Source organism: Aeromonas crassostreae (genome assembly GCF_054052445.1).
The window spans coordinates 95,998-119,424 of record NZ_JBSTYM010000003.1 but is presented as its reverse complement, the minus strand read 5'-3'; the positions used below and the strand labels follow the sequence as shown (position 1 = coordinate 119,424).

At 61.9% G+C, this 23,427-nt stretch carries 18 protein-coding genes and 1 tRNA gene; 8 read left to right on the top strand and 11 right to left on the bottom strand.

Features of this window, described 5'->3' with window-relative positions; all coding sequences use genetic code 11:
• Positions 1-31: 31 nt before the first annotated feature.
• Together ACW5W4_RS03545 and hinT are read right to left on the bottom strand one after the other, a co-directional pair.
• Positions 32-1,426, bottom strand: a complete 1,395-nt coding sequence (locus ACW5W4_RS03545) for a COG3014 family protein (protein WP_456688519.1) — start codon at positions 1,424-1,426, stop codon at positions 32-34.
• Positions 1,426-1,776, bottom strand: a complete 351-nt coding sequence (gene hinT, locus ACW5W4_RS03540; RefSeq protein WP_456688433.1) for a purine nucleoside phosphoramidase — start codon at positions 1,774-1,776, stop codon at positions 1,426-1,428. The genes ACW5W4_RS03545 and hinT overlap by 1 nt, the downstream gene beginning before the upstream one ends.
• A gap of 260 nt (positions 1,777-2,036) precedes the next feature.
• Here hinT and ACW5W4_RS03535 point away from each other — a divergent pair, with 260 nt between their 5' ends.
• Positions 2,037-4,037: a methyl-accepting chemotaxis protein gene (locus ACW5W4_RS03535; protein WP_456688432.1), complete on the top strand. Its 2,001-nt coding sequence runs from the start codon at positions 2,037-2,039 to the stop codon at positions 4,035-4,037.
• A gap of 69 nt (positions 4,038-4,106) precedes the next feature.
• Here ACW5W4_RS03535 and ACW5W4_RS03530 read toward each other — a convergent pair whose 3' ends face one another.
• Complete coding sequence (locus ACW5W4_RS03530) at positions 4,107-4,982, bottom strand: 6-pyruvoyl trahydropterin synthase family protein (RefSeq protein WP_456688431.1); 876 nt, start codon at positions 4,980-4,982, stop codon at positions 4,107-4,109.
• A 78-nt stretch (positions 4,983-5,060) separates the two neighbouring features.
• On the opposite strand from ACW5W4_RS03530, the gene ACW5W4_RS03525 reads away from it, so the two are divergent.
• The 4 genes from ACW5W4_RS03525 to ACW5W4_RS03510 all read left to right on the top strand — a co-directional run bounded on the left by ACW5W4_RS03525 (position 5,061) and on the right by ACW5W4_RS03510 (position 9,065).
• Positions 5,061-6,404: a dihydroorotase gene (locus ACW5W4_RS03525; RefSeq protein WP_427263151.1), complete on the top strand. Its 1,344-nt coding sequence runs from the start codon at positions 5,061-5,063 to the stop codon at positions 6,402-6,404.
• Positions 6,405-6,862: 458 nt separating this feature from the next.
• Positions 6,863-6,939: transfer RNA gene (locus ACW5W4_RS03520), tRNA-Pro, on the top strand.
• Positions 6,940-7,163: 224 nt separating this feature from the next.
• Complete coding sequence (locus ACW5W4_RS03515) at positions 7,164-7,610, top strand: CC0125/CC1285 family lipoprotein (protein ID WP_456688430.1); 447 nt, start codon at positions 7,164-7,166, stop codon at positions 7,608-7,610.
• A 195-nt stretch (positions 7,611-7,805) separates the two neighbouring features.
• Positions 7,806-9,065, top strand: coding sequence for a dicarboxylate/amino acid:cation symporter (locus tag ACW5W4_RS03510; RefSeq protein ID WP_456688429.1), 1,260 nt, complete (start codon positions 7,806-7,808; stop codon positions 9,063-9,065).
• Positions 9,066-9,136: 71 nt separating this feature from the next.
• Here ACW5W4_RS03510 and ACW5W4_RS03505 read toward each other — a convergent pair whose 3' ends face one another.
• Complete coding sequence (locus tag ACW5W4_RS03505; protein ID WP_456688428.1) at positions 9,137-9,577, bottom strand: methyltransferase family protein; 441 nt, start codon at positions 9,575-9,577, stop codon at positions 9,137-9,139.
• Between the two features lie 186 nt (positions 9,578-9,763).
• Between ACW5W4_RS03505 and alr the strand changes: the two genes are divergently transcribed.
• On the top strand, positions 9,764-10,990 hold the full coding sequence (alr, locus tag ACW5W4_RS03500; RefSeq protein ID WP_456688427.1) for an alanine racemase: 1,227 nt from the start codon (positions 9,764-9,766) through the stop codon (positions 10,988-10,990).
• A 555-nt stretch (positions 10,991-11,545) separates the two neighbouring features.
• Here alr and ACW5W4_RS03495 read toward each other — a convergent pair.
• The 7 genes from ACW5W4_RS03495 to ACW5W4_RS03465 form a co-directional block, all read right to left on the bottom strand.
• The gene (locus tag ACW5W4_RS03495) at positions 11,546-12,490 is read right to left on the bottom strand and encodes a TerC family protein (RefSeq protein ID WP_456688426.1); all 945 of its coding nucleotides are present in this window, start codon (positions 12,488-12,490) and stop codon (positions 11,546-11,548) included.
• A gap of 288 nt (positions 12,491-12,778) precedes the next feature.
• Entirely contained in the window at positions 12,779-13,774 is a 996-nt protein-coding gene (gene oppF / locus ACW5W4_RS03490) for a murein tripeptide/oligopeptide ABC transporter ATP binding protein OppF (protein WP_427262483.1), read from the bottom strand.
• The gene (oppD, locus tag ACW5W4_RS03485; RefSeq protein WP_456688425.1) at positions 13,775-14,755 is read right to left on the bottom strand and encodes an oligopeptide ABC transporter ATP-binding protein OppD; all 981 of its coding nucleotides are present in this window, start codon (positions 14,753-14,755) and stop codon (positions 13,775-13,777) included.
• A gap of 246 nt (positions 14,756-15,001) precedes the next feature.
• Positions 15,002-15,913: an oligopeptide ABC transporter permease OppC gene (gene oppC, locus ACW5W4_RS03480; protein ID WP_427262484.1), complete on the bottom strand. Its 912-nt coding sequence runs from the start codon at positions 15,911-15,913 to the stop codon at positions 15,002-15,004.
• A gap of 14 nt (positions 15,914-15,927) precedes the next feature.
• Positions 15,928-16,848 (bottom strand): oligopeptide ABC transporter permease OppB, encoded by a 921-nt coding sequence (gene oppB / locus ACW5W4_RS03475; RefSeq protein WP_041994937.1) that lies wholly within the window; start codon positions 16,846-16,848, stop codon positions 15,928-15,930.
• Positions 16,849-16,944: 96 nt separating this feature from the next.
• Positions 16,945-18,564: an ABC transporter substrate-binding protein gene (locus ACW5W4_RS03470; RefSeq protein ID WP_456688424.1), complete on the bottom strand. Its 1,620-nt coding sequence runs from the start codon at positions 18,562-18,564 to the stop codon at positions 16,945-16,947.
• 281 nt (positions 18,565-18,845) lie between these two features.
• Positions 18,846-19,481: a YchE family NAAT transporter gene (locus ACW5W4_RS03465; RefSeq protein ID WP_408796800.1), complete on the bottom strand. Its 636-nt coding sequence runs from the start codon at positions 19,479-19,481 to the stop codon at positions 18,846-18,848.
• Between the two features lie 266 nt (positions 19,482-19,747).
• On the opposite strand from ACW5W4_RS03465, the gene ACW5W4_RS03460 reads away from it, so the two are divergent.
• Positions 19,748-20,377 (top strand): 2OG-Fe dioxygenase family protein, encoded by a 630-nt coding sequence (locus tag ACW5W4_RS03460; RefSeq protein ID WP_456688423.1) that lies wholly within the window; start codon positions 19,748-19,750, stop codon positions 20,375-20,377.
• 296 nt (positions 20,378-20,673) lie between these two features.
• A complete protein-coding gene (gene adhE / locus ACW5W4_RS03455) occupies positions 20,674-23,340 on the top strand; it encodes a bifunctional acetaldehyde-CoA/alcohol dehydrogenase (RefSeq protein WP_456688422.1) in 2,667 nt (888 codons plus the stop codon).
• The last annotated feature ends 87 nt before the right edge of the window (positions 23,341-23,427 follow it).

Sequence of the window (23,427 nt, the reverse complement as noted above, 5' to 3'; positions counted from 1 at the left end):
GTCAGTCAGTGATCCTTGCCCAAACGGGCACTCATAGGGGCATCACCCGGCTGTTCAGGCCCGCGCCGAGGCGCTGTACCCAAACTAGCGTGGTGCGCCCGGCCCGCACCTCGATGGGCAGGGTCTGGCTCGCGCTCCCCGCCCCCAGGCTCAGACTCTGGCGACCCGCCGGCAGGCTGGCCTCCCAGCTCGACGCCTGGGCCGGCAGGGTCAGCCAGCTGCGGGTATCGGCCCGCTCGGAGAAGGTGTTGAACAGACCGACCACCAGGTTGCCCACATCCCCCCCCTCCTTGGCGGCGGTGCGCCGCAGCTGCTCCTTGGCCAGCAGCCGCAGCGCCTGACGGCTCAACATGGCGGGCAGGCGCTCCTGCAGATCCCTGGCGGCCAGGGCCTCGAGCCGCACCAGGGGCGTCGTGCTGCCGACCTGGCCAGCCACCCCGACCCTGAGGGGCCCCACGTCCGCGCCGCGATTATCGTAGTAGGGGATGGCGACGGTAAAGGTACGAAAATCCCCGGCCGAGGTGAACAGGGGCAGTGGCAGGAAGAGTTCGCGCCGGGCCGGGATCAGGCCGTCTTCGAACAGGATCACCACCCTGCCCTCCCCCCGCGTCAGGGGCGGCGCCTTGCGACCGAGGCGCCGCTGCGTCTGCTCCAGCTCCTCGGCGGAGCCCCGCAGGCGCGCCAACCGCAGCAGGGCCCCTTGCAGAGCCGGGTTGTCCGGTGCTATCTCCAGGGCGCGGCCATAGTCGACCCAGGCATCGTTGAGATCCCCGCTCGCCTCATAGAGCACCCCGGACAGATAGAAGGTGTAGGCGTTCTGGAAGCCATTCTTGACCTGACCGACCAGGCGGTCGAGATCCGGCGCCCGCGACAGGGCCTGGCGCACGCCGGCCTGTGCCTTCGCCTTGGCGAGCTCGCCATCCCGTTCCCGCAGGGCCCGCTCCTGCACCTGGTTGGCGCGGCGCACCTCCACCAGGGCCCCCTCCCGATCCCCTCGTGCCAGGTAATCGAGGGCCAGGTAGTGGTGCAGCATGGTGCGCTCATAGTCCGGGGTCTGATAGCCCAGGGTCTGATCGTTGGTGAGCAGGCTGCCCGCCTGGGCCAGCCCCTGGCTCAGCCGGTAGCGCGCCTGCTCATCCTGGGCCCTCAGGGCCCTGTCCGCCGCCACCCAGGCCTGGCGGCTGGCGGGATCCTGCCGGGCCAGCTGGGCGATGCGCCCCAGCTCCAGGCGGCTGAGCACATAGCCGTCATCGCCGGGTTCGAGCTCGCGTACCTCGGCCATGGCGTCCAGAGCCTTGCCCTGGAGCAGGGCACTGCGCACCGGCGCCATCTGCACCGAATAGGAAACGAACAAGTCCTGCCAGCTGGCACAGCCCCCCAGCAGCAGAGCGGCCAGCAGCAGGCCGGTCGATGAGACGAGGCGCATCACAGGCTGAGCAAGGGGCCCAGGGGTTGACCGCCGACCAGGTGCATATGGATGTGGTACACCTCCTGCCCGCCGTGGCGGTTGCAGTTCATGATGAGGCGATAGCCATCCTCGGCGATGCCGGCCTCGGCCGCCAGCTTGCGGGCCACGGTGAACATGCGCCCCAGGGCCAGCTCATGCTCGGCTTCGACGTCGTTGACCGTGGGGATCAGCACATTGGGGATGATGAGAATATGGGTCTTGGCCTTGGGGAAGATGTCGCGAAAGGCGGTGACCAGATCGTCTTGATAGAGGATCTCGGCCGGGATTTCCTTGCGGATGATTTTGCTGAAAATGGTTTCATCGGCCATGGGTAACTCCTTGCGTTAAAAAGAAAAATCAAAATAAAGCCTCTAACGAGGCTATTCCATCGCCACCGGGGCCGCCAAGTGTGACACAGGCCGGTTTTTGCGACAGCCGTTGTCACAATCCCTTCAGTTATTGTTAAAAATACCGATAGCCAGAACGAGGGATCCCCGGTGCCGGGCGCGACGTCCGTAGGGTAGCAAAGGGACGGGGGATTCAGGCAAGGGACTTTTGCATTCAAAGCGGGACAATAATGAAACTAAGCATGTCGGACCTCTCCATCTTGCAGCGGGTCTATCTCGGGTTTGCCATCCTGGTGGCCGTGATGATAGCGAGCTCTGCCTTCACCTTTCACAGCCAGCGCGCCCTCGGTCAGGCCCTGCATCAGGTCACCCAGCAGTCCATGCCGCTGGTTCAGGCCAGCAGCCAGACCCAGATAAGCCTGCTCAGCGCCAACAAGCGGCTCAACGACGTGCTGACCGAGCAGGACGCCAGGATGATGCCCGAAGAGATAGCCACCCTGACGGAGGCCGAGGCCGAGGTCGAGCGCCGGCTGCAGGCCCTGACTGCCCAGGCCGGCAATGAGCCCCAGTTGCAGGCGCCGCTCACGGCGCTCAAGGAGCAGGTCGCCAGCTACCAGGCCCTGACCCAGGCCCTGCCCGCCGCACACCAGGCCCTGCTCAGCCAGTTGCACAAGGTGAACCGGGCCAAGGGCCAGTTTCAGGTCACCCTGCCCCAGTTCAAGAAGAACCTGGGCGACATGATGGCCGGCCAGGATGACAGCTTCATCAAGATGCTCTCCGAGAAGCTCACCACCCAGCTCTCCGCCATCGAGCTCTCCACCATGGATGCCCTCAACCAGAGCATCCCCGCCCCCATAGAAGCGGCGCTCAAGCGCAACAAGATGCAGATCGACGGCTTCAACGGCACCATCGCGGATCTGGAGCGGGAGCTGCCGGACTTTGACAACGACCTCGGCCACAGCGTGCGCGCCTTCGTGCGCGACACCACGGCCGCCGACGGCCTGCTCGGCCAGTATCTGACCCTGATGAAACAGCAGGCCACCCTGCACGAGAAGAGCAAGCAGGCGAGCCAGCTCATCATCGCCATCCAGGGTCAGCTCGAGGCCATCACGGCCCAGAGCCAGCAGCTGATGAACGCCAGCATCCTGGCCTCCGAACAGGTACAGCAGCGCAGCAGCCTCTCTCAGGGAGTCAGCATAGGGCTGGCCATCCTGGTCGCCATCCTGGTGGCCATCACCCTGGGCCGCGCCATCCGTCGACCCCTCAAGGAGCTGCTGCGGGTATTGACCGAGGTGACCCAGGGGGACATGACCCTGCGCATCGGCTTCAAGAGCCGCAACGAATTCGGCCAGCTCGGCAGCCAGGTCAACCTGCTGATCGCCCAGATGAGCGAGGTGCTCTCCCAGCTCTCCCAGGCCTCGACCCAGCTCAATGACGCCGCCCACGACAACCGCCACACCACCGAATCGGTGCGCGCGGATCTGGAGAAGCAGCGCCAGGAGACCGCCTCGGTCGCCGCCGCCATGACCCAGATGGAGGCCTCGGTGCGGGAGGTGGCCCAGGCCGCCAACCAGACCCTGGAGCGGGTGATGGACGTGGAGAAGGCCTCCGAGACCGGACGCCAGGTGATGGCGGGCAACATCAGCACCACCCACCAGCTGGCGGGCAAGTTGCAACAGACCGGCAAAGTGATTGGCGATGTGAGCGCCATGAGCGGCCAGATTGGTAACATACTCGACGTCATTCGCGCCATCGCCGAGCAGACCAATCTGCTGGCCCTCAACGCCGCCATCGAGGCGGCCCGGGCTGGCGAGCAGGGCCGCGGCTTCGCCGTGGTGGCCGACGAGGTGCGCAACCTGGCCGGGCGCACCGCCCACTCCACCAACGAGATCCAGACCATGATAGAGAACCTGCAGCAGGGGGTCGCCCGGGCGGTCAGCGTGATGCAGGAGTGCTCCCGCGAGATGGACAGCTGCATGAGCCAGAGCTCCCACGCCAACAACGCCATGGAGGAGGTGCAGGGCATAGTGGTGCTCATCAGCGACATGTCGAGCCAGATAGCCTCCGCCGCCGAGCAGCAGCAGGCCACCAGCGCCGACATCGCCACCAACCTCAATCGCATCTCGGACATCTCGGACCTCAACTATCAGGGCATAGAGCGGGTCGCCGAGACCAGCCAGCAGCTCGATGCCCTGGCCGAGCAGCAGGAGAGCCTGGTCCGGCGTTTTCGCCTCAGCGCCTGACGGCTGCCCCCAGAGACGACGAGGCCCCGCATCTGCGGGGCCTCCTTCTTTGTGGGACGAGCCGGGTCGTCAAGCGTAGGCGATGGCGCCCTTGCCCACCCCTTCATAGGCCACTATCTTGACCAGCTTGTCCCCCACCTGCTTTTTCACCTCGCGGGCGATGTAGCAGGCCAGCAGCTCTATGGTGGTGTCCGTGTCTATCATCTCCACCTCGGCGGCCGGCATGGCGAGCTGGAACAAGCCCTGGGGCGCCACGTACTTGAAGCCGATGTGGCCAGCCCCCAGCAGGGGGGTGGCAACGCTACTCAGCGCCAGCTCGGCCAGGGGCACCTCATCGTCGGCGGTGCCGAGGTAGATGTCGGCCCAGCGTTCGGCCCAGTTGAGCTCCAGCTCCTCGTTGCGCGCCCCGTCCACCTCGATCTCGATGGGGGAGCGGTGGCCGTGGGCGATGCGCTGACAGTTGCCGTCGTGCTTCTTGAGGCCATGGCTGTAGTGGTAGAAGGCGCCCTGAATGGCTTCGTGGCGCAGGGTCAGCGACAGATCCCGGATGTTGCCGGGCAGCTCCCTGGCCAGCACCCCCAGCAGATAGCGGGTCACCGACTCCTTGTCCACCTGGGGGCCGGGAATGAAGGCGAATGCCTGATCCGGGCAGCGCAGATGGATGGACTTGTCCTGGCGCAGCAGATCGACACAGGTCTCGCCGCCGGATAAGGACTCGATACGCACCATGGCACTGTCCGTCGGCACCAGCAGCTTGTGATCCACCTCGCGGTCGATGATCGCCTTGATGAGCTTCTTCACCCGGCCAAAGTCCAGCAGCATGCTCATCTCGTTGAGCTCGCCGCTCATCTCCACGTCCACCAGCCAGCTCTCCCCCACCATGCCACGGCGTTCGCACAGATAGCTGGAGTCGATCACGGTCAAATCTCTTACAAATAACTTCATCACTCAGGCCTTGCTACAGAGTAGGGACAGATTGCGCTATTATGACCCGCGATCACAGACAAAGGAACTGGACCCGCCATGAACACACTGCTTATCAAGAACGCCACCCTGGTCAACGAAGGGCGCATCTACGCCTCCGACGTGCTGATCGAAGGGGAGCGGATCAAACGGATCGCGCCCCATATCGAGGCGCCGGACGCCATGGTGATCGATGGCACCGGCCGCCACCTGATCCCGGGCATGATCGACGATCAGGTCCATTTCCGGGAACCGGGTCTGACCCACAAGGGCACCATCGCCAGCGAATCCCGGGCCGCCGTCGCCGGGGGCACCACCAGCTTCATGGAGATGCCCAACGTCAATCCCCAGACCACCACCATCGACGCCCTCGAAGCCAAATACCAGATAGCCGCCAACTCCGCCGCCGCCAACTACAGCTTCTACCTCGGCGCCACCAACGACAACCTGGAAGAGATCAAGAAGCTCGATCCCAAGCAGTCCTGCGGCATCAAGATCTTCATGGGGGCCTCCACCGGCAACATGCTGGTGGACAACCAGGAGACACTGGCGGCCATCTTCCAGGAGAGCCCGGTGATGATAGTCACCCACTGCGAGGACACCCCCTCCATCAAGGTGCTCGAAGACGAGGCCCGCGCCAAATGGGGCGAGGATGTGCCCATGCGCGAGCATGGCCGCATCCGCAGCGCCGATGCCTGCTACAAGTCCTCCAGCATGGCGGTGGGGCTGGCGAAAAAGTACGGCGCCAAGCTGCACGTGCTGCACCTGACCACGGCGAAAGAGCTCTCCTTGTTCACCGCCACCCCGGACCTGAAGGATCTCAAGGACAAGAACATCACCGCCGAGGTGTGTGTCCATCACCTCTTCTTCAACGAGGCGGACTACGACACCCAGGGCAGCCTGATCAAGTGCAACCCGGCGGTGAAGAGCGCCGCCGATCAGCAGGCCCTGCTCGATGCGGTGCGCAACGACGTGCTCGACATCATCGCCACCGACCACGCCCCCCACACCTGGGAAGAGAAGCAGAACAGCTACTTCAAGGCACCGTCCGGCGTGCCCCTGGTGCAGCACTCCCTGCAGGCGCTGCTGGAGCTCTACCACAACGGCGTCTTCTCCCTGGAAACCATCGTCAAGAAAACCTCCCATGCGGTGGCCGAGCGCTTCCAGGTGCAGGATCGCGGCTACATCCGGGAAGGTTACTTCGCCGATCTGGTGCTGCTGGATCTCGGCAAGCCCTATGTGGTCAACGACGACAATCTGCTCTACCTGTGCGGCTGGTCTCCCTTCAACGGCTACCGCTTCCAGAGCACTATTGAAATGACCCTGGTCAATGGCCAGATAGCCTGGCAAAACGGTCAGGTCACCGACCAGGTATTGGGCAAGCGGCTCACCTTCAACCGCTGAGACGGGCAGCCGCTGCCAGAGCGCCATGATTGACATGACCCTGGTCAATGGCCAGATAGCCTGGCAAAACGGTCAGGTCACCGACAAAGTGCTGGGCAAGCGCTTGACCTTCAACCGCTGAGACGGGCTGCCGCTGCCAGAGCGCCATGATTGCAATGACCCTGGTCAATGGCCAGATAGCCTGGCAAAACGGTCAGGTCACCGACCAGGTATTGGGCAAGCGGCTTACCTTCAACCGCTGATCTCTGCTTGAAAGCGTTACGCCAAACGGCCGCCCACCAGGGTGGCCGTTTTTTTGGCCGCAAGGCCCGAAAAACAGCGCCAATACGGGCGATTGCTCGCACTTTGATCCGAAGTTGCCCACAAAGCAGGCAAACGATCTCACGGTGTGATTTCCCCTGTTGACAGGATAGGGTCATCTCCATAAACTCAGCCCCCGTCAGCCAAGCTGACGCAGTCGGCGTGTAGCGCAGCCAGGTAGCGCACTGTCATGGGGTGTCAGGGGTCGGAGGTTCGAATCCTCTCACGCCGACCATCATTCCCCGAGAAAAGGCCCAGTCAGTGACTGGGCCTTTTCTTTATCCGCATGCTTGCCTCCCCTGGCGCGCGGCCTGCGCCAGGCCGGCCTGCCGGCGGCCCTCTCCCCGCCCATTCCCAGATCGTCCCCACGCCAGCCAGTGTCACAGCCAGACCCTGGCTTGCCCATGGCCGTTTCCTGTGGTGTGATCGGCCCATCTCACCGCCCCGAGGCCAGATCCCATGTTCGCCAGACTCCTGCTGCTGTGCGCCCTGCTGCTCGCGGGCTGCGCCACCCCCTATGACAGCGAGCCCTCCCTCTGGGGCGGCCAGACCGGTTTTTCCCAGAGCCAGATAGGCCCGGATCGCTGGCAGATAGAGTTTGTCGGCAACGATCTGGTGAGCCGGGAGACGGCGCGCAAGTATGTGCTCAAGCGCGCCGGGGAGCTGGCCCTGGCCCAGGGCTATGGCTGGGTCGAGGTGGTGAGCCTGGACATAGTGCGTGATGCGGTGCGTGCCACCCCCCGCCGCCCCCCATTCGGGTTCGACCGGTACGAACCCGACACCTTCATGGAGCAGCTTCACGTGGAGCACCGTATCTCGGCCCTGCTGATCCTGCGCCTCGCCCATCGCCAGCAGGGGGACGAGGCGTTGTCAGCCGCTTATCTCGCCAAGATCGCGACCGACTAGCATAAATCACCATAGACAATTAAATAGCATGTCGAATACACCTAAGACCAGCGATAAAAGTGTGATCCCGCGCTAGATTTCACCGCGCCCTTTGGGCATGCTGCGCCAATGGCTCGCCCTCCCGTGACGAGCCGGCCCGGCTGTCGTGGCACTCGCCACCCATTCCGACTCCTTGCGCTGCGCGGATCTCTCCCCATGAAACTGAACAAGCTGACTCTCGCCATCCTGACTGCCATGTTGCTTGGCATCGCCACCGGTCAGGGCTACCGACTCCTTGCCCCGGATCAAGCCCCTGCCTTCGCAGGCAACATCACCCTGCTCACCGACATCTTCCTGCGCCTCATCAAGATGATCATCGCCCCCCTGGTGTTCACCACCCTGGTGGTCGGCATCGCCAAGATGGGGGACACCCGCACCGTGGGCCGGATCGGCGCCAAGACCCTGGGCTGGTTCATGCTGGCCTCCCTGATGTCCCTCTCCCTGGGGCTGCTCATGGTCACCCTGATGCAGCCAGGCAGCGGCCTCTCCCTGCCCCTGCCCCCCGAGTCCGCCAGCAGCGGCCTCGCCACCGCCAGCCTGAGTCTGCGCGACTTCATCGCCCACGCCATCCCCAAGAGCCTGGTGGAGGCCATGGCCAACAACGAGATCCTGCAGATAGTGGTGTTCTCCCTCTTCTTCGGGCTGGCCGCCGCCGCCCTCGGGGATGCCGCCAAGCCGGTGGTGAGGCTGCTGGCCAGCGCCGCCGAGATCATGCTCAAAGTCACCGGCTATGTGATGAACTTCGCCCCCTTCGCCGTGTTCGCGGCCATCTCGGCCATGGTCGCCAGGGAGGGGCTCGCCATCCTCGCCACCTATGGCAGCTTCATGGCCCAGTTCTACCTGGCGCTCGGCTGCCTCTGGCTGCTGCTGATCGCCATGGGCAGCCTCTTCATCCGCCGCCGCACCCCGACTCTGCTGGCCCTGATCCGCGAGCCCGTGCTGCTGGCTTTCTCCACCGCCAGCTCGGAGGCGGCCTATCCCAAGACCCTGCAACGCCTGGAGCAGTTCGGTTGCCCCAAGCGCATCGCCAGCTTCGTACTGCCCATGGGTTACTCCTTCAACCTGGATGGCTCCATGATGTACTGCACCTTTGCCGTCATGTTCATCGCTCAGGCCTACGGCATCGAACTCTCCTTCGCCCAGCAGGTGACCATGTTGCTGCTGCTGATGGTCACCTCCAAGGGGATGGCCGGGGTACCCCGCGCCTCCCTGGTGGTGATCGCGGCCACCCTCAATCAGTTCCATATTCCGGAGGCCGGGGTCTTGCTGCTGCTCGGCATAGACCACTTCCTCGACATGGGGCGCTCCGCCACCAATGTGCTGGGCAACGCCATCGCCGCCTGTGTGGTCGCAAGGACGGAAGCGCGCCAGGAGGAGGCCTCCCCCCTGACGAGTCCGGAGTCCGCCTCGGCCTGAACCAGGCCCCAGGATGGCAGGTCCGCCAGGGCGGGCCCTGTCTGGCTGGGTTTTTCAGCGCGCCGCGCGGCTCAGCACCAGCGGCGCACCCGTCGGCAGTAATCCAGATAAGGCTCGCCGAAGCGCTCCCGCAGGGCCCGCTCCTCCGGCACTATTTGAAAGCGGGTGAGCCAGCCCCACAGCACCAGGGGCCCGATCCAGACCCAGACACCCCCGAGATAACAGGCCAGCGCCATCATCCAGCAGAGCAGCCCCAGGTACATGGGATTGCGACTGAGGCCGTAGAGCCCTGTGGTCACCAGGGCACTGGCCCGCTCCGGGCGCATCGGGCTGACGCTGGTGCCATGGCGACGAAAGCGCAGCAGGGCACCAAACCCGAACACGCAGCCGAGCAGGGTCAACAACAGGGCAGCCACCGGCCACCCCTCCCCGCCGCCACGCCCCAGCACCATCCCCAGCGCCACCACGCCAAACAGCAGCACGGGCGGCACGCGACACTCCAACGATCTCATCTGCCATCTCCCATGAGACGTGCCACAAAGGGCACCATACGGTACACTCCCATTCGGGTCGAGTTACCCACTAAACATATATAAATCAATAAGAAGGCATCGATGGCCCGGCCACTGATACCAAGGAACGGATCGCGGGGGCGCCAGTTGTTCCCCCAGCCTTGCCTCAACATAACAGGACACCCCATGAATCAGAAAACCCTGCTCGCCACCCTGATCTTCGGCCTGATGGCCGGTCAGGCCACCGCCGCCCCCTACCTGCCCCAGGCCAGCGACCTGCGCAGTGGCGAGGTGCAGACCGCCGCCAACGCCTGGCTGGAGGTAGACCTGGGTGCGTTTGAGCACAACCTCCAGACCCTCAAGACCCGCCTCGGCGACAAGGGACCGCAGATCTGCGCCATCATGAAGGCCGATGCCTACGGTCACGGCATCGATCTGCTGGTCCCCTCCGTGGTCAAGGCGGGCATCCCCTGCATCGGCATCGCCAGCAACGAAGAGGCCCGCGTCGCCCGCGAGAAGGGCTTCGAAGGCCGCCTGATGCGGGTGCGCGCCGCCACCCCGGATGAAGTGGAGCAGGCCCTGCCCTATCGGCTGGAAGAGCTGGTGGGCAGCCTGGTGAGCGCCCAGGGGATCTCCGACATCGCATTGCGTCACAACACCCGGATCCCGGTGCACATCGGCCTCAACTCCGCCGGCATGAGCCGTAACGGCATCGACCTGAGGGCCGAGGATGCCAAGGGCGAGGCCCTCTCCATGCTGGCGCTCAAGGGGATCACCCCGGTCGGCATCATGACCCACTTCCCGGTGGAAGAGAAAGAGGACGTCAAGCTGGGGCTGGCCCAGTTCAAGCTGGACACCCAGTGGCTCATCGAGGCGGGCAAGCTGGATCGCAGCAAGCTCACCATCCACGCCGCCAACTCCTTCGCCACTCTGGAGCTGCCGGAAGCCTACTTTGACATGGTACGCCCGGGCGGCATCATCTATGGCGATACCATCCCCTCCTACACCGAATACAAGAAGGTGATGGCGTTCAAGACCCAGGTCGCCTCGGTCAACCGCTACCCGGCGGGCAACTCCGTCGGTTATGACCGCACCTTCACCCTCAAGCGCGACGCCCTGCTCGCCAACCTGCCCCTGGGTTACTCAGACGGCTATCGCCGTGCGCTCAGCAACAAGGCCTATGTGCTGATCCAGGGCCAGAAGGCGCCCGTGGTGGGCAAGACCTCCATGAACACCGTCATGGTGGACGTGACCGACATCAAGGGGGTCAAACCCGGTGACGAGGTGGTACTGTTCGGCCGCCAGGGGGAAGCCGAGGTGAAGCAGGGGGATCTGGAGGAGTACAACGGCGCCCTGCTGGCGGACATGTACACCGTCTGGGGCTACACCAACCCCAAGAAGATCAAGCGCTGATCGACAACCAGAGATAAAAAAGGGCTCCCGAGGGAGCCCTTCTTGTCTGTGCTTATACCGCTTTCTGGTCGGGCACTGTCTTGCGTGTCACCCAGAGGCTGAGCTCCATGGAGCCGACCAGGAGACCAGGGTCAACACCACCATGCCGAGGGCGATACACCGCACGGGATCTTGCGCCCATTCAGCCGCACGACCTTACGCCAGCTTCTTGCGGGTCAGCCAGAGGCTGAGCCCCATGGAGGCCAGCAGGATCAACACCACCACGCCGAGGGCGATACACCGCACGGGATCTTGCGCCCATTCAGCCGAACGACCTTACGCCAGCTTCTTGCGGGTCAGCCAGAGACTGAGCCCCATGGAGCCGACCAGGATCAGCGCCACCACGCCGAGGGCAATACATCGCACGGGATCTTGCGCCAATCCAGCCGCACGACCTTACGCCAGCTTCTTGCGGGTCACCCAGAGACTGAGCCCCATGGAGCCGACCAGGATCTGCGCCACCACGCCGAGGGCGATACACCGCACGGGATCTTGCGCCAATCCAGCCGAACGACCTTATGCCAGCTTCTTGCGGGTCACCCAGAGACTCAGCCCCATGGAGGCCACCAGAATGAGGGCCACCACGCCCAATGCAATGCCGGTCGGTATCTTGAAGATGTCGAGCAGCAGCATCTTGACCCCGATGAACATCAGGATGCAGGCCAGGCCGTATTTGAGCAGGGTGAAACGCTCGGCGACGCCGGCCAGCAGGAAGTACATGGCGCGCAACCCCATGATGGCGAAGATGTTGGAGGTCAGCACGATGAAGGGATCCGTGGTCACCGCGAAGATGGCCGGGATGCTGTCCACCGCGAAGATGAGATCGCTCACCTCCACCAGCACCAGGATGAGCAGCAGCGGCGTGGCGTAACGCACCCCGTCACGCCAGACGAAGAACTTCTCCCCCTCCAGGCGCTCGGTCACCTTGAAGCGGCGCCGCATCCAGCCCAGCAGGGCATTGTTTTCCAGATCCGGCTCCTGGTCGGCGGCCCACAGCATCTTGGCCCCGGTCAGCAGCAGGAAGGCGCCAAACAGATAGAGGATCCAGTGGAACTGCTCGATGAGCCAGCTGCCCGCGAACACCATGCCGGCCCGCATGACGATGGCCCCCAGCACCCCGTACAGCAGCACCCGGCGCTGCAGCTCGGCCGGGATGGCGAAGTAGCCAAACAGCATCAGCCAGACGAAGACGTTGTCCACCGCCAGCGCCTTCTCGATGAGGTAACCCGAGAGAAACTCCAGCCCCTTCTGGTTCGCCATCTCCCGCCCCAGGTGCAGGTCGGCCCAGTACCAGATGGCCAGATTGAACAGCAGGGCCACGCTGACCCAGACCAGGGACCAGGCGCCCGCCTCCTTGAGGGAGACCTTGTGGGATCGGCCGCCCCCCACGAACCGCAAATCGACCCAGAGCAGGGTCAACACCAGGGCGAAGAACCCCAACCACATCCACCATTCACCCATGTTCAGCTCTCCTTGAAACGACAAAACCCACGACCGGAGGCGTGGGCTTGCGTTTGGAGCAGCGTCACCTTGCCTCTCGGCAAGGTCTCACTTACAGCCGATTGGCATCGACTGCCCGGGTGCCGGGTGGTTTGCTGTGCAAACACACCGTAATGACGACAGACCGGCGAGAAGTTACTCCCCTTGTGGGGCGGATGGTAACAGCCTCGCACGGCGGCGCCAAGGCGCATCTTTACTCAGGCGCAAAAACAGGGGCGCCCGGTGGGCGCCCCTGGCAGAGCCCTGACCTCAGAGGGGATCCACTTTCAGGCAGGAGACGGCATGATCGAAGTTGCCCTCAAGCACGGGCCGGGTCTTGGCGCACTCCGGGCCCGCCACCGGACAGCGGGTGCGAAACACGCAACCGGAGGGCGGATTCATGGGGGACGGCAGATCCCCCTCCAGGATCTGGATGACCTTGCTGCGCTCGAGATCCGGATCCGGGATGGGCACCGCCGACATCAGGGCCCGGGTGTAGGGGTGCAGGGGATTGGCGTAGATCTCCTTGCCCTTGCCCAGCTCCACCGCGTTGCCCAGATACATCACCAGCACCCGATCCGAGATGTGTTTCACCACGGACAGGTCGTGGGCGATGAAGATGAGCGACAACCCCATCTCCTTCTGGATGGACTTGAGCAGGTTGACCACCTGGGCCTGGATGGAGACATCCAGCGCCGAGACCGGCTCGTCGCAGATGATCATCTTGGGTTCCAGGATCAGGGCCCGGGCGATGCCGATGCGCTGGCACTGGCCACCGGAAAACTCGTGGGGGTAGCGGTTCACCAGGTTGGGCAGCAGGCCCACCTTGGTCATCATGGCCCGCACCCGGCTCTCCACCTCCGCCTTGGGGAGCTTGGGGTAGAAGGTGATGAGGGGCTCGGCGATGATGTCGCCTATGGTCATGCGCGGATTCAAGGAGGCCAGGGGATCCTGGAAGATCATCTGGATCTCCTTGCGCTTTTCACGCAGGGCGTTCTGCTCGAGCTTGGTCAGATCCTGGCCGAGCCACACCACCTTGCCGTCGGTGGCCGGCACCAGGCCGATCAGGGCCCGGGCGAAGGTGGACTTGCCGCAGCCGGACTCCCCCACCACGCCGAGAGTCTCCCCCTCGTAGAGGCGCAGGGTGACGCCGTCCACCGCCTTGAGGGTGGAGGGCTTGGCCCAGGGCCAGGCCTTGTCGCTCTTGATGCTGAAGTGGACCTTGAGGTCGGACACCTCCAGCAGCAGTTTCTTGTCAGTACCCATTTAGTTCACTCCCTTGACCATGGCATCGGACACCCAGTGGCACGCACGGGTGCGGCCGTCGTTGAAGGGCAGCAAGCGCGGCGACTCCTGGCCGCAGCGCTCGTGCGCGCGGTGGCAGCGCTCCTGGAAGGGGCAGCCTTTGGGCAGACGCAGCAGGTTGGGCGGGTTGCCCGGTATGGTGGGCAATATCTCCCCCTCGGTGTCGAGGCGGGGAATGGCCCGCAGCAAGCCTTCGGTATAGGGGTGGCTCGGGCGATAGAAGATGTCGTTGACCCGGCCGTACTCCATGGTGCGCCCGGCATACATCACCAGCACCTTGTCGCAGATGCCGGCCACCACGCCCAGATCGTGGGTGATCATGATGATGGAGGTGTTGAATTCGCGCTTGAGCTCGTTCATCAGGGTCATGATCTGGGCCTGCACCGTCACGTCCAGGGCCGTGGTCGGCTCATCGGCGATGAGCAGCTGGGGCCGGCACAGCAGTGCCATGGCGATCATCACCCGCTGGCGCATGCCGCCGGAGAACTCGTGGGGATACATGTTCATGCGCTGGCGCGACTCGGGGATCTTGACCGCGTCCAGCATGCGTACCGACTCCTCGAACGCCGCCGCCTTGGTCACCCCCTTGTGCAGCATCAGCACTTCCATCAGCTGATCCTTCACCTTCATGTAGGGATTGAGCGAGGTCATGGGGTCCTGGAAGATCATGGCGATCTTCTCGGATCGGATCCTGTTGAGCTTGGATTCGGGGAGATTGAGGATCTCCTCCCCCTGAAACCGGGCCGAACCTGTGATGATGCCGTTTTTGGCCAGCAGCCCCATGATGGCGAATGCGGTCTGGGACTTGCCCGAACCGGACTCGCCGACGATGCCGAGGGTCTCGCCTGCCGCCAGGGAGAAGTTGAGGTCGTTCACGGCCACCACGTTGCCGTCCGGGGTCTTGAACTCCACCCGCAGATCTTTTACATCCAGTAAATTCATTGAAAAATTCCTTATCGATCGCTCGTGATGCTTGCCTGCCCAGCCCGCTGGCGCCGCGCGCTCAGAGGATGGGTCTTGTGGCGCCTTTGAGGTCTTATCGATTCCTTGAGGTCTTATCGATCCCTTGAGGTCTTATCGATCCCTTGAGGTCTTATCGATCCCTTGAGGTCTTATCGATCCCTTGAGGTCTTATCGATCCCTTGGGGTCTTATCGATCCTTTGGCGCCTTACCGATCCTTTGCCGACTTATCGATCCTTTGGATCGAGGGCATCACGCAGGCCGTCCCCGAGGAAGTTGAAGCAAAACAGGGTCACCACCATGAAACCGGCGGGGAACAGAAGTTGCCAGATGGCCACCTCCATCGACTTGGAGCCTTCATCCAGCAGGGCACCCCAGCTGGTCATGGGCTCTTGCACCCCGAGGCCGAGGAAGCTCAGGAAGGATTCGAACATGATCATGCCCGGCACCAGCAGGGTGGCGTAGACCGCCACTATGCCGAGCACGTTGGGCACTATGTGGCGGGTGATGATCTTCCACTTGGAGACGCCGCACACATGGGCCGCCTCGATGAACTCCTTGCTCTTGAGGCTCAGGGTCTGGCCGCGAACGATCCGCGCCATGTCGAGCCAGCTCACCGCGCCGATGGCGATGAAGATGAGCGCCAGGTTGCGGCCGAAGAAGGTGACCAGCATGATGACGAAGAACATGAAGGGGAAGGCGTTGAGGATCTCCAGCACGCGCATCATCAGGCTGTCGACCCGGCCGCCGATGAAGCCGGAGGTGGCGCCATACAGGGTGCCGATGATGACGGCCACCAGGGCCCCCATGATGCCGACCATGAGGGAGATGCGCCCCCCCAAGAGGGTGCGCACGAACAGATCCCGACCCAGGCTGTCGGTACCAAACCAGTGACCCGTCTCCATGTCAGGGGCCGCCTGCATGGCGCCCCAGTCCGGATCGTCGAAGGTGTATTGAGACAGGTGGGGCCCGACGATCACCGCCAGCCCGATGAGGGTGAGAATGATGAGGCTCACCAGTGCGGCCCTGTTGCGCAGGAAACGGCGGCGGGCATCCTTCCACAGGGAACGCCCCTCCACCACTTCCACTTTTTGCGCGAACGCCTCCACGGCTTCGCGTTTCTCAGTTGTGACAACCATGATGTACTCCCGGCTTAGTAACGGATCTTGGGATCGATGAAGGCATAGAGGATATCGACCACGGCGTTAAAGGTGATGGTCAGCGCCCCGACCAGAATGGTCAGGCCGAGCACCATGGAGTAATCACGGTTGAGCGCACCGTTGACAAACAGCTGGCCAATCCCCGGCAAACCGAAGATGGTCTCGATCACCACTGAACCGGTGATGATGCCCACGAACGCCGGACCCAGGTAGGAGACCACCGGCAGCATGGCCGGACGCAGGGCGTGTTTCAGGATGATGTGGCGCAGGGGCAGGCCCTTGGCACGGGCGGTGCGGATGAAGTTGGAGTTCATGGTCTCTATCATGCTGCCGCGCATGATGCGGGAGATGGCGGAGATGTAGTACATCATCATGCCAAACACCGGCAGCACCATGAACTGCACCCCGCCCCCCTGCCAGCCACCGGCCGGGAACCAGCCGAGATAGATGCTGAAGAAGAGCACCAGTAGCGGCGCCAGCACGAAGCCGGGGATCACCACCCCGGCCATGGCCGACGACATCAGCAGATAGTCGATGAGGGTGTTCTGCTTGAGGGCCGCTATGGTGCCGAAGGTGACCCCCAGCAAGACCGCAAACAGGAAGGCGAAGGCCCCTATCTTGGCGGAGACCGGCAGCGCCTGACTCACCAGATCATTGACCGAGAAATCCTTGTATTTGAACGACGGCCCCAAGTCACCTTGAACCAGGTTGCCCAGGTAGGTGAGGTATTGGGTGCCGATGGGTTTGTCCAGGCCGTACTTCGCCTCTATGTTCGCCAGCACTTCCGGCGGCAATGCCCGTTCGCTGGTAAAGGGGTTACCGGGGGCGAAGCGCATCATGAAGAAGGAGACGGTGATCAGGACCAGCAGGGTCGGGATCGCTTCCAACAGACGTTTGAGGATGAATTTCAACATAGACATTTCCTGTCCTGTACTGCTTCCAAGGGGTCGCGGTTTTAATTAAGGCCCGCGCCGTGGCGGGCCTGCTTGTTATGCGACTGGTCGGGTTACTCAGTGGGCAACGACGTACATGTCTTTGCTGTAGAGGTTGTCGAGCGGGTTGGCCGGGTAGCCACCCACATAAGGTTTCACCATGCGGGCCGTCACGTACTGATAGATGGGGGCGATGGGCATGTCCTTGACCAGGATCTCTTCGGCCTGGGCATAGAGCTTGTTGCGGGACGCATCGTCGACCTGATCCCGAGACTCGTCCATCAGCTTGTCGAACGTCGGGTTGGAGTATTTGCCGTCGTTGTTGCCGTGGGTGGTCTGCATCAGATCCAGCATGGAAGAGGCTTCGTTGTAGTCCGCAATCCAGCCGCGACGGGCCACATCGAACTGCCCCTGCTTGAGGGTTTCCAGGTAGGTCTTCCACTCCTGGTTCACCAGGCTCACCTGCACGCCCAGCTTCTTCCACATGGAGGCGACGGCCACGGCCACCTTCTTGTGGTTGTCGTCTGTGTTGTAGAGCAGCTCGAACTTGAGCGGGTTGCCCGGGCCATAACCGGCCTCGGCCAGCAGGGCCTTGGCCTTGGCATCGAGCTCGGCCTGGCTCAGCTTGGACCACTCGGGCGCCACCGGCTTGAAGCCGTCCACGAAGTCCGGCACCAGGGCATAGCTCGGGGTCTGACCCTGCCCCATCACCTTGTCGGCGATCACGTTGCGATCGATGGCATAGGTGAGGGCGGTACGCACCCGGGCATCGTCATAGGGTTTGCGCTTGGTGTTGAAGGTGTAGTAGTAGGTGCCCACATAACCGGTCACCTTCAGCTCATCGGGCTTCTCTTTCTTCATCTGTTTGAAGCGTTCGATGGGCATCTGATAGGTCATGTCCACCTCACCGGCCAGATAGCGGTTCAGCTCGGCGTTGGTGGACTGGATCGGCAGATAGGTCACCTTGTTGATGACGGTCTTGGCGTCGTTCCAGTAGTGGGGGTTGCGCTCCACATCGACCCGCTCGTTGACCACCCAGTCCTTCAGCTGGTAGGCACCGTTGGAGACCATGTTGCCGGGCTGGGTCCACTTGTCACCGAACTGCTCGATCACCTTCTTGGGGACCGGATAGGTGGTGGTGTGGGAGAGCATGCTGACGAAGTAAGGGATCGCTTTTTCCAGCTGCACCTCGAAGGTGTGATCATCGACCGCCTTCACCCCCAGGGTATCGGCCGGCTGCTTGCCCGCGATGATCTCGCTGGCGTTGACTATGGTCGGGATCTCCATGTACCAGGAGTAGGGAGAACCCGTCTTGGGATCCACCGCCCGCTGGAAGGCGAAGACGAAGTCATGGGCGGTGACGGGATCCCCGTTGGACCACTTGGCATCCTTGCGCAGGTGGAAGACGAAGTGCTTGTTGTCCTTGGTCTCCCAGGATTCGGCGACGCCGGGCAGCACTTCACCCTTGGGGCCCGAGCTTATCAGGCCTTCGAACAGGTCACGTTGAATATTGGATTCGACCGTTCCTTCGGTCTTGTGCGGGTCCAGGGTGGCGGGCTCGGAGCCATTGCCTTTGACCAGGACCTGCTCGGGGGCGAGCTGGGTGCCGGCGGGGACGTCGGCGGCGTGGACCAGGGAGGCTCCACCGAATAGCGCGGCCAATAAAAGGGTATTAATCATTGTTTTTTTATGAGTCATTTCCATTACTCCAACAAGAACATTCCATGCGTTTGTTCGTCATGCGGGCCGAGGCACGCAGTCAGCATAATTCCCTGTCATTTCTGATAATGCAATAGATAGCATCAGGGCAGACGTGCGAGTTTGGTTAAATAAACAACTTTCAGCGAATTATTCAGCATTTAAATAGGCTGTAACGGTGTTTTTATATACAAAAGCCGCTCGATTCTAGGAAATGGTTTACGAAAAAGAAACAATAAAAAGCCGGTCACAGGGACCGGCTACGACAAAACTGACTCATCTCACATCAGGCTGGGAAAGACTCCCTTGATCCCCGCCACCATGATCTCGATGCCAAGGGACATCATGATGAGACCCATGATCCGGGTCACCACGTTGATGCCGGTATTGCCCATCAGCTTGAACAGCAAGGGGGCGGCGCGGAAGATGAGCCAGGAGCAGAAAGAGAAGATGACCACCACCAGGGACATGCCGAGCAGCTGCTGCCAGTGGCTCTGGCTGGCATAGACGATGACCGAGGAGATGGCGCCGGGTCCCGCCATCAGCGGCAACGCCAGCGGCACCACGGCAATGGATTCACGGGCGGCCAGCTCCCCCTTCTCCTGCTTGTTGTGTTTCACCTCCCCCAGCTTGCCCTGCAGCATGGACCAGGCGATCAGGGTGATGAGCGAGCCCCCTGCGATACGAAATGACGCCAGCGAGATGCCGAAGCCATCGAGGATCAGCTGCCCCATGTACATGGCCACCAGCAAGATCACCATGACGGCGATGTTGGCCGTGGTATTGGTCTTCATCCGCTCGGACGGGGTCTGGTGATTGGTCAGGCTGACGAAGACCGGCAGCAGACCGAGCGGGTTGATGATGGCGATCAGGCCAATGAAAAACTTCAGATATAACGAGAAATCGATGTCAGCCACGGATGTCATCCACACAGGAGCGGCCACAAGGCCGGGGGTAATAAATTGTGCGTAAATTTACCCCATCGCGAGTAGGGTCACCAATCAAATAATTTCAGGCTGAAGCGGGCTCTCCAGTTAGTTCCTCTAATGTGTTATCAAATTTCGACATAAACGTTTGTTAAAAAACATTGTAGCGAATTAACATTTTGGTAAACTCTTTTCGAACTTTATCTCGCCATGGATCCTGGCGGCAATATTTCATCTCACGAAAAGAGGAGTTTGCAATGATAGATACGGATGTCACGCTGGATTGGCAACTCGATACCCTGCCGGCGGAGCGGGTTGCCGCCCTGACGCGGTTTTTCGGACAACTCCCGATCGACCCCTATATCGACGGCGATTTTCGCCGCCGCCGCTATGGCCGCTTCGAGAAACAGGGCCAGGGCTTTCACCGCCTCGACAACGGTGTCTTCTTCCAGGCCGCCGCCGTCAACAAGTTTCTCGGGGATGTGCCGCGCACCTATGCCGATCTGGTACCCGGCTTCGCCGAGCACGACGCCTTCCAGGCCATGCTGGCCGCCTTCGTGCGCCACACCGCCCTGGCGGATGGCCGCGAGATAGGGGTGCATCAGATGCGGATCTGCGCCGTCTCCGGCAGCGAGACCCCACCCGCCCCCGAGGGGGTGCATCAGGATGGCTTCGACTTCATCGGCGTCTTCTTCTGTGGCAGCCAGGGGGTCAGCGGCGGAGAACTTCAGCTCTATCATGGATTAAGGCAACCACCTTTTTTCCAACAAGCATTAACAACCGGCGAGTATCTGGTGCTCGACGATCGCCGTTTCTACCACAATGCGGCCCCCATTCTACCCACCGAGCAGCAGGGCCACTGGGATGTTGTCGTTTTAACTGCTTGATTTTAATGGCGTGAATGACCTTCACGCCCCCTCCTCTCCCGGCACTCCCCCTTCCCACAAGCCCGTAACATGCTCAAAACATGTATTGTGAAATAAAATTTCTTTTGTTCTTTTGTTACACATGATCCAGATCAAGCTTCGTCGACGGGAGACGACCCATAATCGATACCGAAAGCAGTTCAGTAAGACGTGTAAATACCCCATAGGGGTCAAGTCAACCTTGACACGGCGTCTATAATTGCCGGGCATTGCCAAGGTCTTACTAAACAGTTTTTCAAAATCATCAGGAGATAAACATGGCAGTAACCAATATGGCTGAACTGGATGCACTGGTTGCCCGCGTCAAAGAAGCACAGCGTGAATTCGCCAGCTTCTCGCAAGAGCAGGTAGACAAGATCTTCCGCGCCGCCGCCCTGGCCGCCAGCAATGCCCGTATCCCCCTGGCCCAGATGGCCGTGGAAGAGTCCGGTATGGGCATCATCGAAGACAAGGTCATCAAGAACCACTTCGCCTCCGAATACATCTACAACAAATACAAAGAAGAGAAGACCTGCGGCATCCTCAGTGAAGATGACGAGATGGGCACCATCACCATCGCCGAGCCGGTCGGCATCATCTGCGGTATCGTACCGACCACCAACCCGACCTCCACTGCGATCTTCAAGTCCCTGATCTCCCTGAAGACCCGCAACGCCATCATCTTCTCCCCGCACCCCCGTGCCAAGAACTCCACCAATACCGCCGCCAAGCTGGTACTGGATGCAGCCGTCGCCGCCGGTGCGCCGAAAGACATCATCGGCTGGATTGATCAACCGACCGTTGAGCTCTCCAACGCCCTGATGAAGCACAACGACATCAACCTGATCCTGGCCACCGGTGGCCCGGGCATGGTGAAAGCCGCTTACTCCTCCGGCAAGCCCGCCATCGGTGTAGGTGCGGGCAACGTCCCCGTCGTCATCGACGAGACTGCCGATGTGAAGCGCGCCGTCGCCTCCATCCTGATGTCCAAGACCTTCGACAACGGCGTAGTCTGTGCCTCCGAGCAAGCCGTCATCGTGGTTGACGCCATCTATGACCAGGTGAAAGAGCGTTTCGCCACTCACAACGGTTATGTGCTGACCAAGGAAGAAGCGGACAAGGTGCGCAAGGTCATCCTGATCAACGGCGCCATGAACGCCAACATCGTGGGCCAGCCTGCCACCAAGATCGCCGAAATGTCCGGCGTGACCGTGCCTGCCACCACCAAGATCCTCATCGGTGAAGGTCTGGAAGTGTGTGAAGAGGAAGAGTTCGCTCACGAGAAGCTCTCCCCGACCTTGGGGATGTTCCGTGCCAAGAACTTCGAAGAAGCCGTCGAGATGGCCTGCAAAATGGTCAACCTGGGTGGTATCGGCCACACCTCCGGTCTGTACACCGACCAGGATCGCAACGCCGACCGCATCAAGTACTTCGGCGACAAGATGAAGACCGCCCGAATCCTGATCAACACCCCGACCACCCAGGGTGGTATCGGTGACCTGTACAACTTCGCCATTGCCCCGTCCCTGACCCTGGGTTGCGGCTCCTGGGGTGGTAACTCCATCTCCGAAAACGTGGGTCCCAAGCACCTGATCAACAAGAAGACAGTCGCAAAACGGGCAGAAAATATGCTGTGGCACAAACTTCCGAAATCCATCTACTTCCGTCGTGGTTCCCTGCCGATCGCCCTGGGCGACCTGGAAGGTAAAAAGCGCGCACTGGTCGTGACCGACCGCTTCCTGTTCAACAACGGCTACGCCGACGAAGTGGTTCGTCTGCTCAAGGGCCTCTCGATGGAAGTGGAAGTCTTCTACGAAGTGGAAGCCGATCCGACTCTGTCCGTGGTACGCAAGGGCGCCGAGATGGCCCACTCCTTCAAGCCGGACGTTATCCTGGCACTGGGCGGTGGTTCACCCATGGATGCGGCCAAGATCATGTGGGTCATGTACGAGCACCCGGAGACCGCATTCGAAGATCTGGCCATGCGCTTCATGGACATCCGCAAGCGTATCTACAAGTTCCCGAAAATGGGCGTGAAGGCTGAGCTGGTCTGCATCACCACCACGTCCGGTACCGGTTCTGAAGTGACCCCGTTTGCGGTCGTGACCGACGACGCCACCGGCATGAAATACCCGCTGGCCGACTACGAGCTGACCCCGAACATGGCCATCGTCGATGCCAACCTGGTGATGGGCATGCCCAAATCCCTGTGCGCCTTCGGTGGTATCGATGCCGTGACTCACGCCATGGAAGCCTATGTCTCCGTGCTGGCCAACGAGTACTCCGACGGTCAGGCGCTGCAAGCCCTGAAACTGCTCAAAGAGTACCTGCCCTCCAGCTACCAGAACGGTGCCAATGACCCGGTTGCCCGCGAGAAGGTGCACAACGCCGCCACCATCGCCGGTATCGCGTTCGCCAACGCCTTCCTGGGTGTGTGTCACTCCATGGCCCACAAACTGGGTGCCGAGTTCCACATCCCGCACGGCCTGGCCAACGCCCTGCTGATCAGCAACGTCATCCGCTACAACGCGAACGACAACCCGACCAAGCAGACCGCGTTCTCCCAGTACGACCGTCCGCAGGCTCGCCGTCGTTATGCCGAAGTGGCCGACCATCTGGGTCTGACCGCCGCCGGTGACCGCACCGCCGCCAAGATCGAGAAGTTGCTGACCTGGCTGGATGAGCTGAAGGCCACCTTAGGGATCCCGGCCTCCATCCGCGAAGCAGGCGTGACCGAAGCCGACTTCCTGGCCAAGGTTGACCAGCTGGCCATCGAAGCCTTCGATGACCAGTGCACCGGCGCCAACCCGCGCTACCCGCTGATCAGCGAGCTCAAAGCCATCCTGATGGACACCTACTACGGCCGTCCCTTCAGCGAGGAGGCCCAGGTGGTCGCCAAGGTTGAGGCCAAGGTCGAAGGCGGCAAGAAGAAAGCCAAGGCCTGATAAGCCGCCGCAGTGACCCAAAAGCCCGCGCTCATGCGCGGGCTTTTTGTTTGTCTATCTCTCTAATTTTGCTAGCTTGTGAGTAGG

What these genes read in the sequence shown, in the direction of transcription:
- ACW5W4_RS03545 (WP_456688519.1), bottom strand. Translation starts at nt 1,426, where the DNA reads ATGCGCCTCGTCTCATCGACCGGCCTGCTGCTGGCCGCTCTGCTGCTG.
- hinT (WP_456688433.1), bottom strand. Translation starts at nt 1,776, where the DNA reads ATGGCCGATGAAACCATTTTCAGCAAAATCATCCGCAAGGAAATCCCG.
- ACW5W4_RS03535 (WP_456688432.1), top strand. Translation starts at nt 2,037, where the DNA reads ATGTCGGACCTCTCCATCTTGCAGCGGGTCTATCTCGGGTTTGCCATC.
- ACW5W4_RS03530 (WP_456688431.1), bottom strand. Translation starts at nt 4,982, where the DNA reads ATGAAGTTATTTGTAAGAGATTTGACCGTGATCGACTCCAGCTATCTG.
- ACW5W4_RS03525 (WP_427263151.1), top strand. Translation starts at nt 5,061, where the DNA reads ATGAACACACTGCTTATCAAGAACGCCACCCTGGTCAACGAAGGGCGC.
- ACW5W4_RS03515 (WP_456688430.1), top strand. Translation starts at nt 7,164, where the DNA reads ATGTTCGCCAGACTCCTGCTGCTGTGCGCCCTGCTGCTCGCGGGCTGC.
- ACW5W4_RS03510 (WP_456688429.1), top strand. Translation starts at nt 7,806, where the DNA reads ATGAAACTGAACAAGCTGACTCTCGCCATCCTGACTGCCATGTTGCTT.
- ACW5W4_RS03505 (WP_456688428.1), bottom strand. Translation starts at nt 9,577, where the DNA reads ATGAGATCGTTGGAGTGTCGCGTGCCGCCCGTGCTGCTGTTTGGCGTG.
- alr (WP_456688427.1), top strand. Translation starts at nt 9,764, where the DNA reads ATGAATCAGAAAACCCTGCTCGCCACCCTGATCTTCGGCCTGATGGCC.
- ACW5W4_RS03495 (WP_456688426.1), bottom strand. Translation starts at nt 12,490, where the DNA reads ATGGGTGAATGGTGGATGTGGTTGGGGTTCTTCGCCCTGGTGTTGACC.
- oppF (WP_427262483.1), bottom strand. Translation starts at nt 13,774, where the DNA reads ATGGGTACTGACAAGAAACTGCTGCTGGAGGTGTCCGACCTCAAGGTC.
- oppD (WP_456688425.1), bottom strand. Translation starts at nt 14,755, where the DNA reads ATGAATTTACTGGATGTAAAAGATCTGCGGGTGGAGTTCAAGACCCCG.
- oppC (WP_427262484.1), bottom strand. Translation starts at nt 15,913, where the DNA reads ATGGTTGTCACAACTGAGAAACGCGAAGCCGTGGAGGCGTTCGCGCAA.
- oppB (WP_041994937.1), bottom strand. Translation starts at nt 16,848, where the DNA reads ATGTTGAAATTCATCCTCAAACGTCTGTTGGAAGCGATCCCGACCCTG.
- ACW5W4_RS03470 (WP_456688424.1), bottom strand. Translation starts at nt 18,564, where the DNA reads ATGACTCATAAAAAAACAATGATTAATACCCTTTTATTGGCCGCGCTA.
- ACW5W4_RS03460 (WP_456688423.1), top strand. Translation starts at nt 19,748, where the DNA reads ATGATAGATACGGATGTCACGCTGGATTGGCAACTCGATACCCTGCCG.
- adhE (WP_456688422.1), top strand. Translation starts at nt 20,674, where the DNA reads ATGGCAGTAACCAATATGGCTGAACTGGATGCACTGGTTGCCCGCGTC.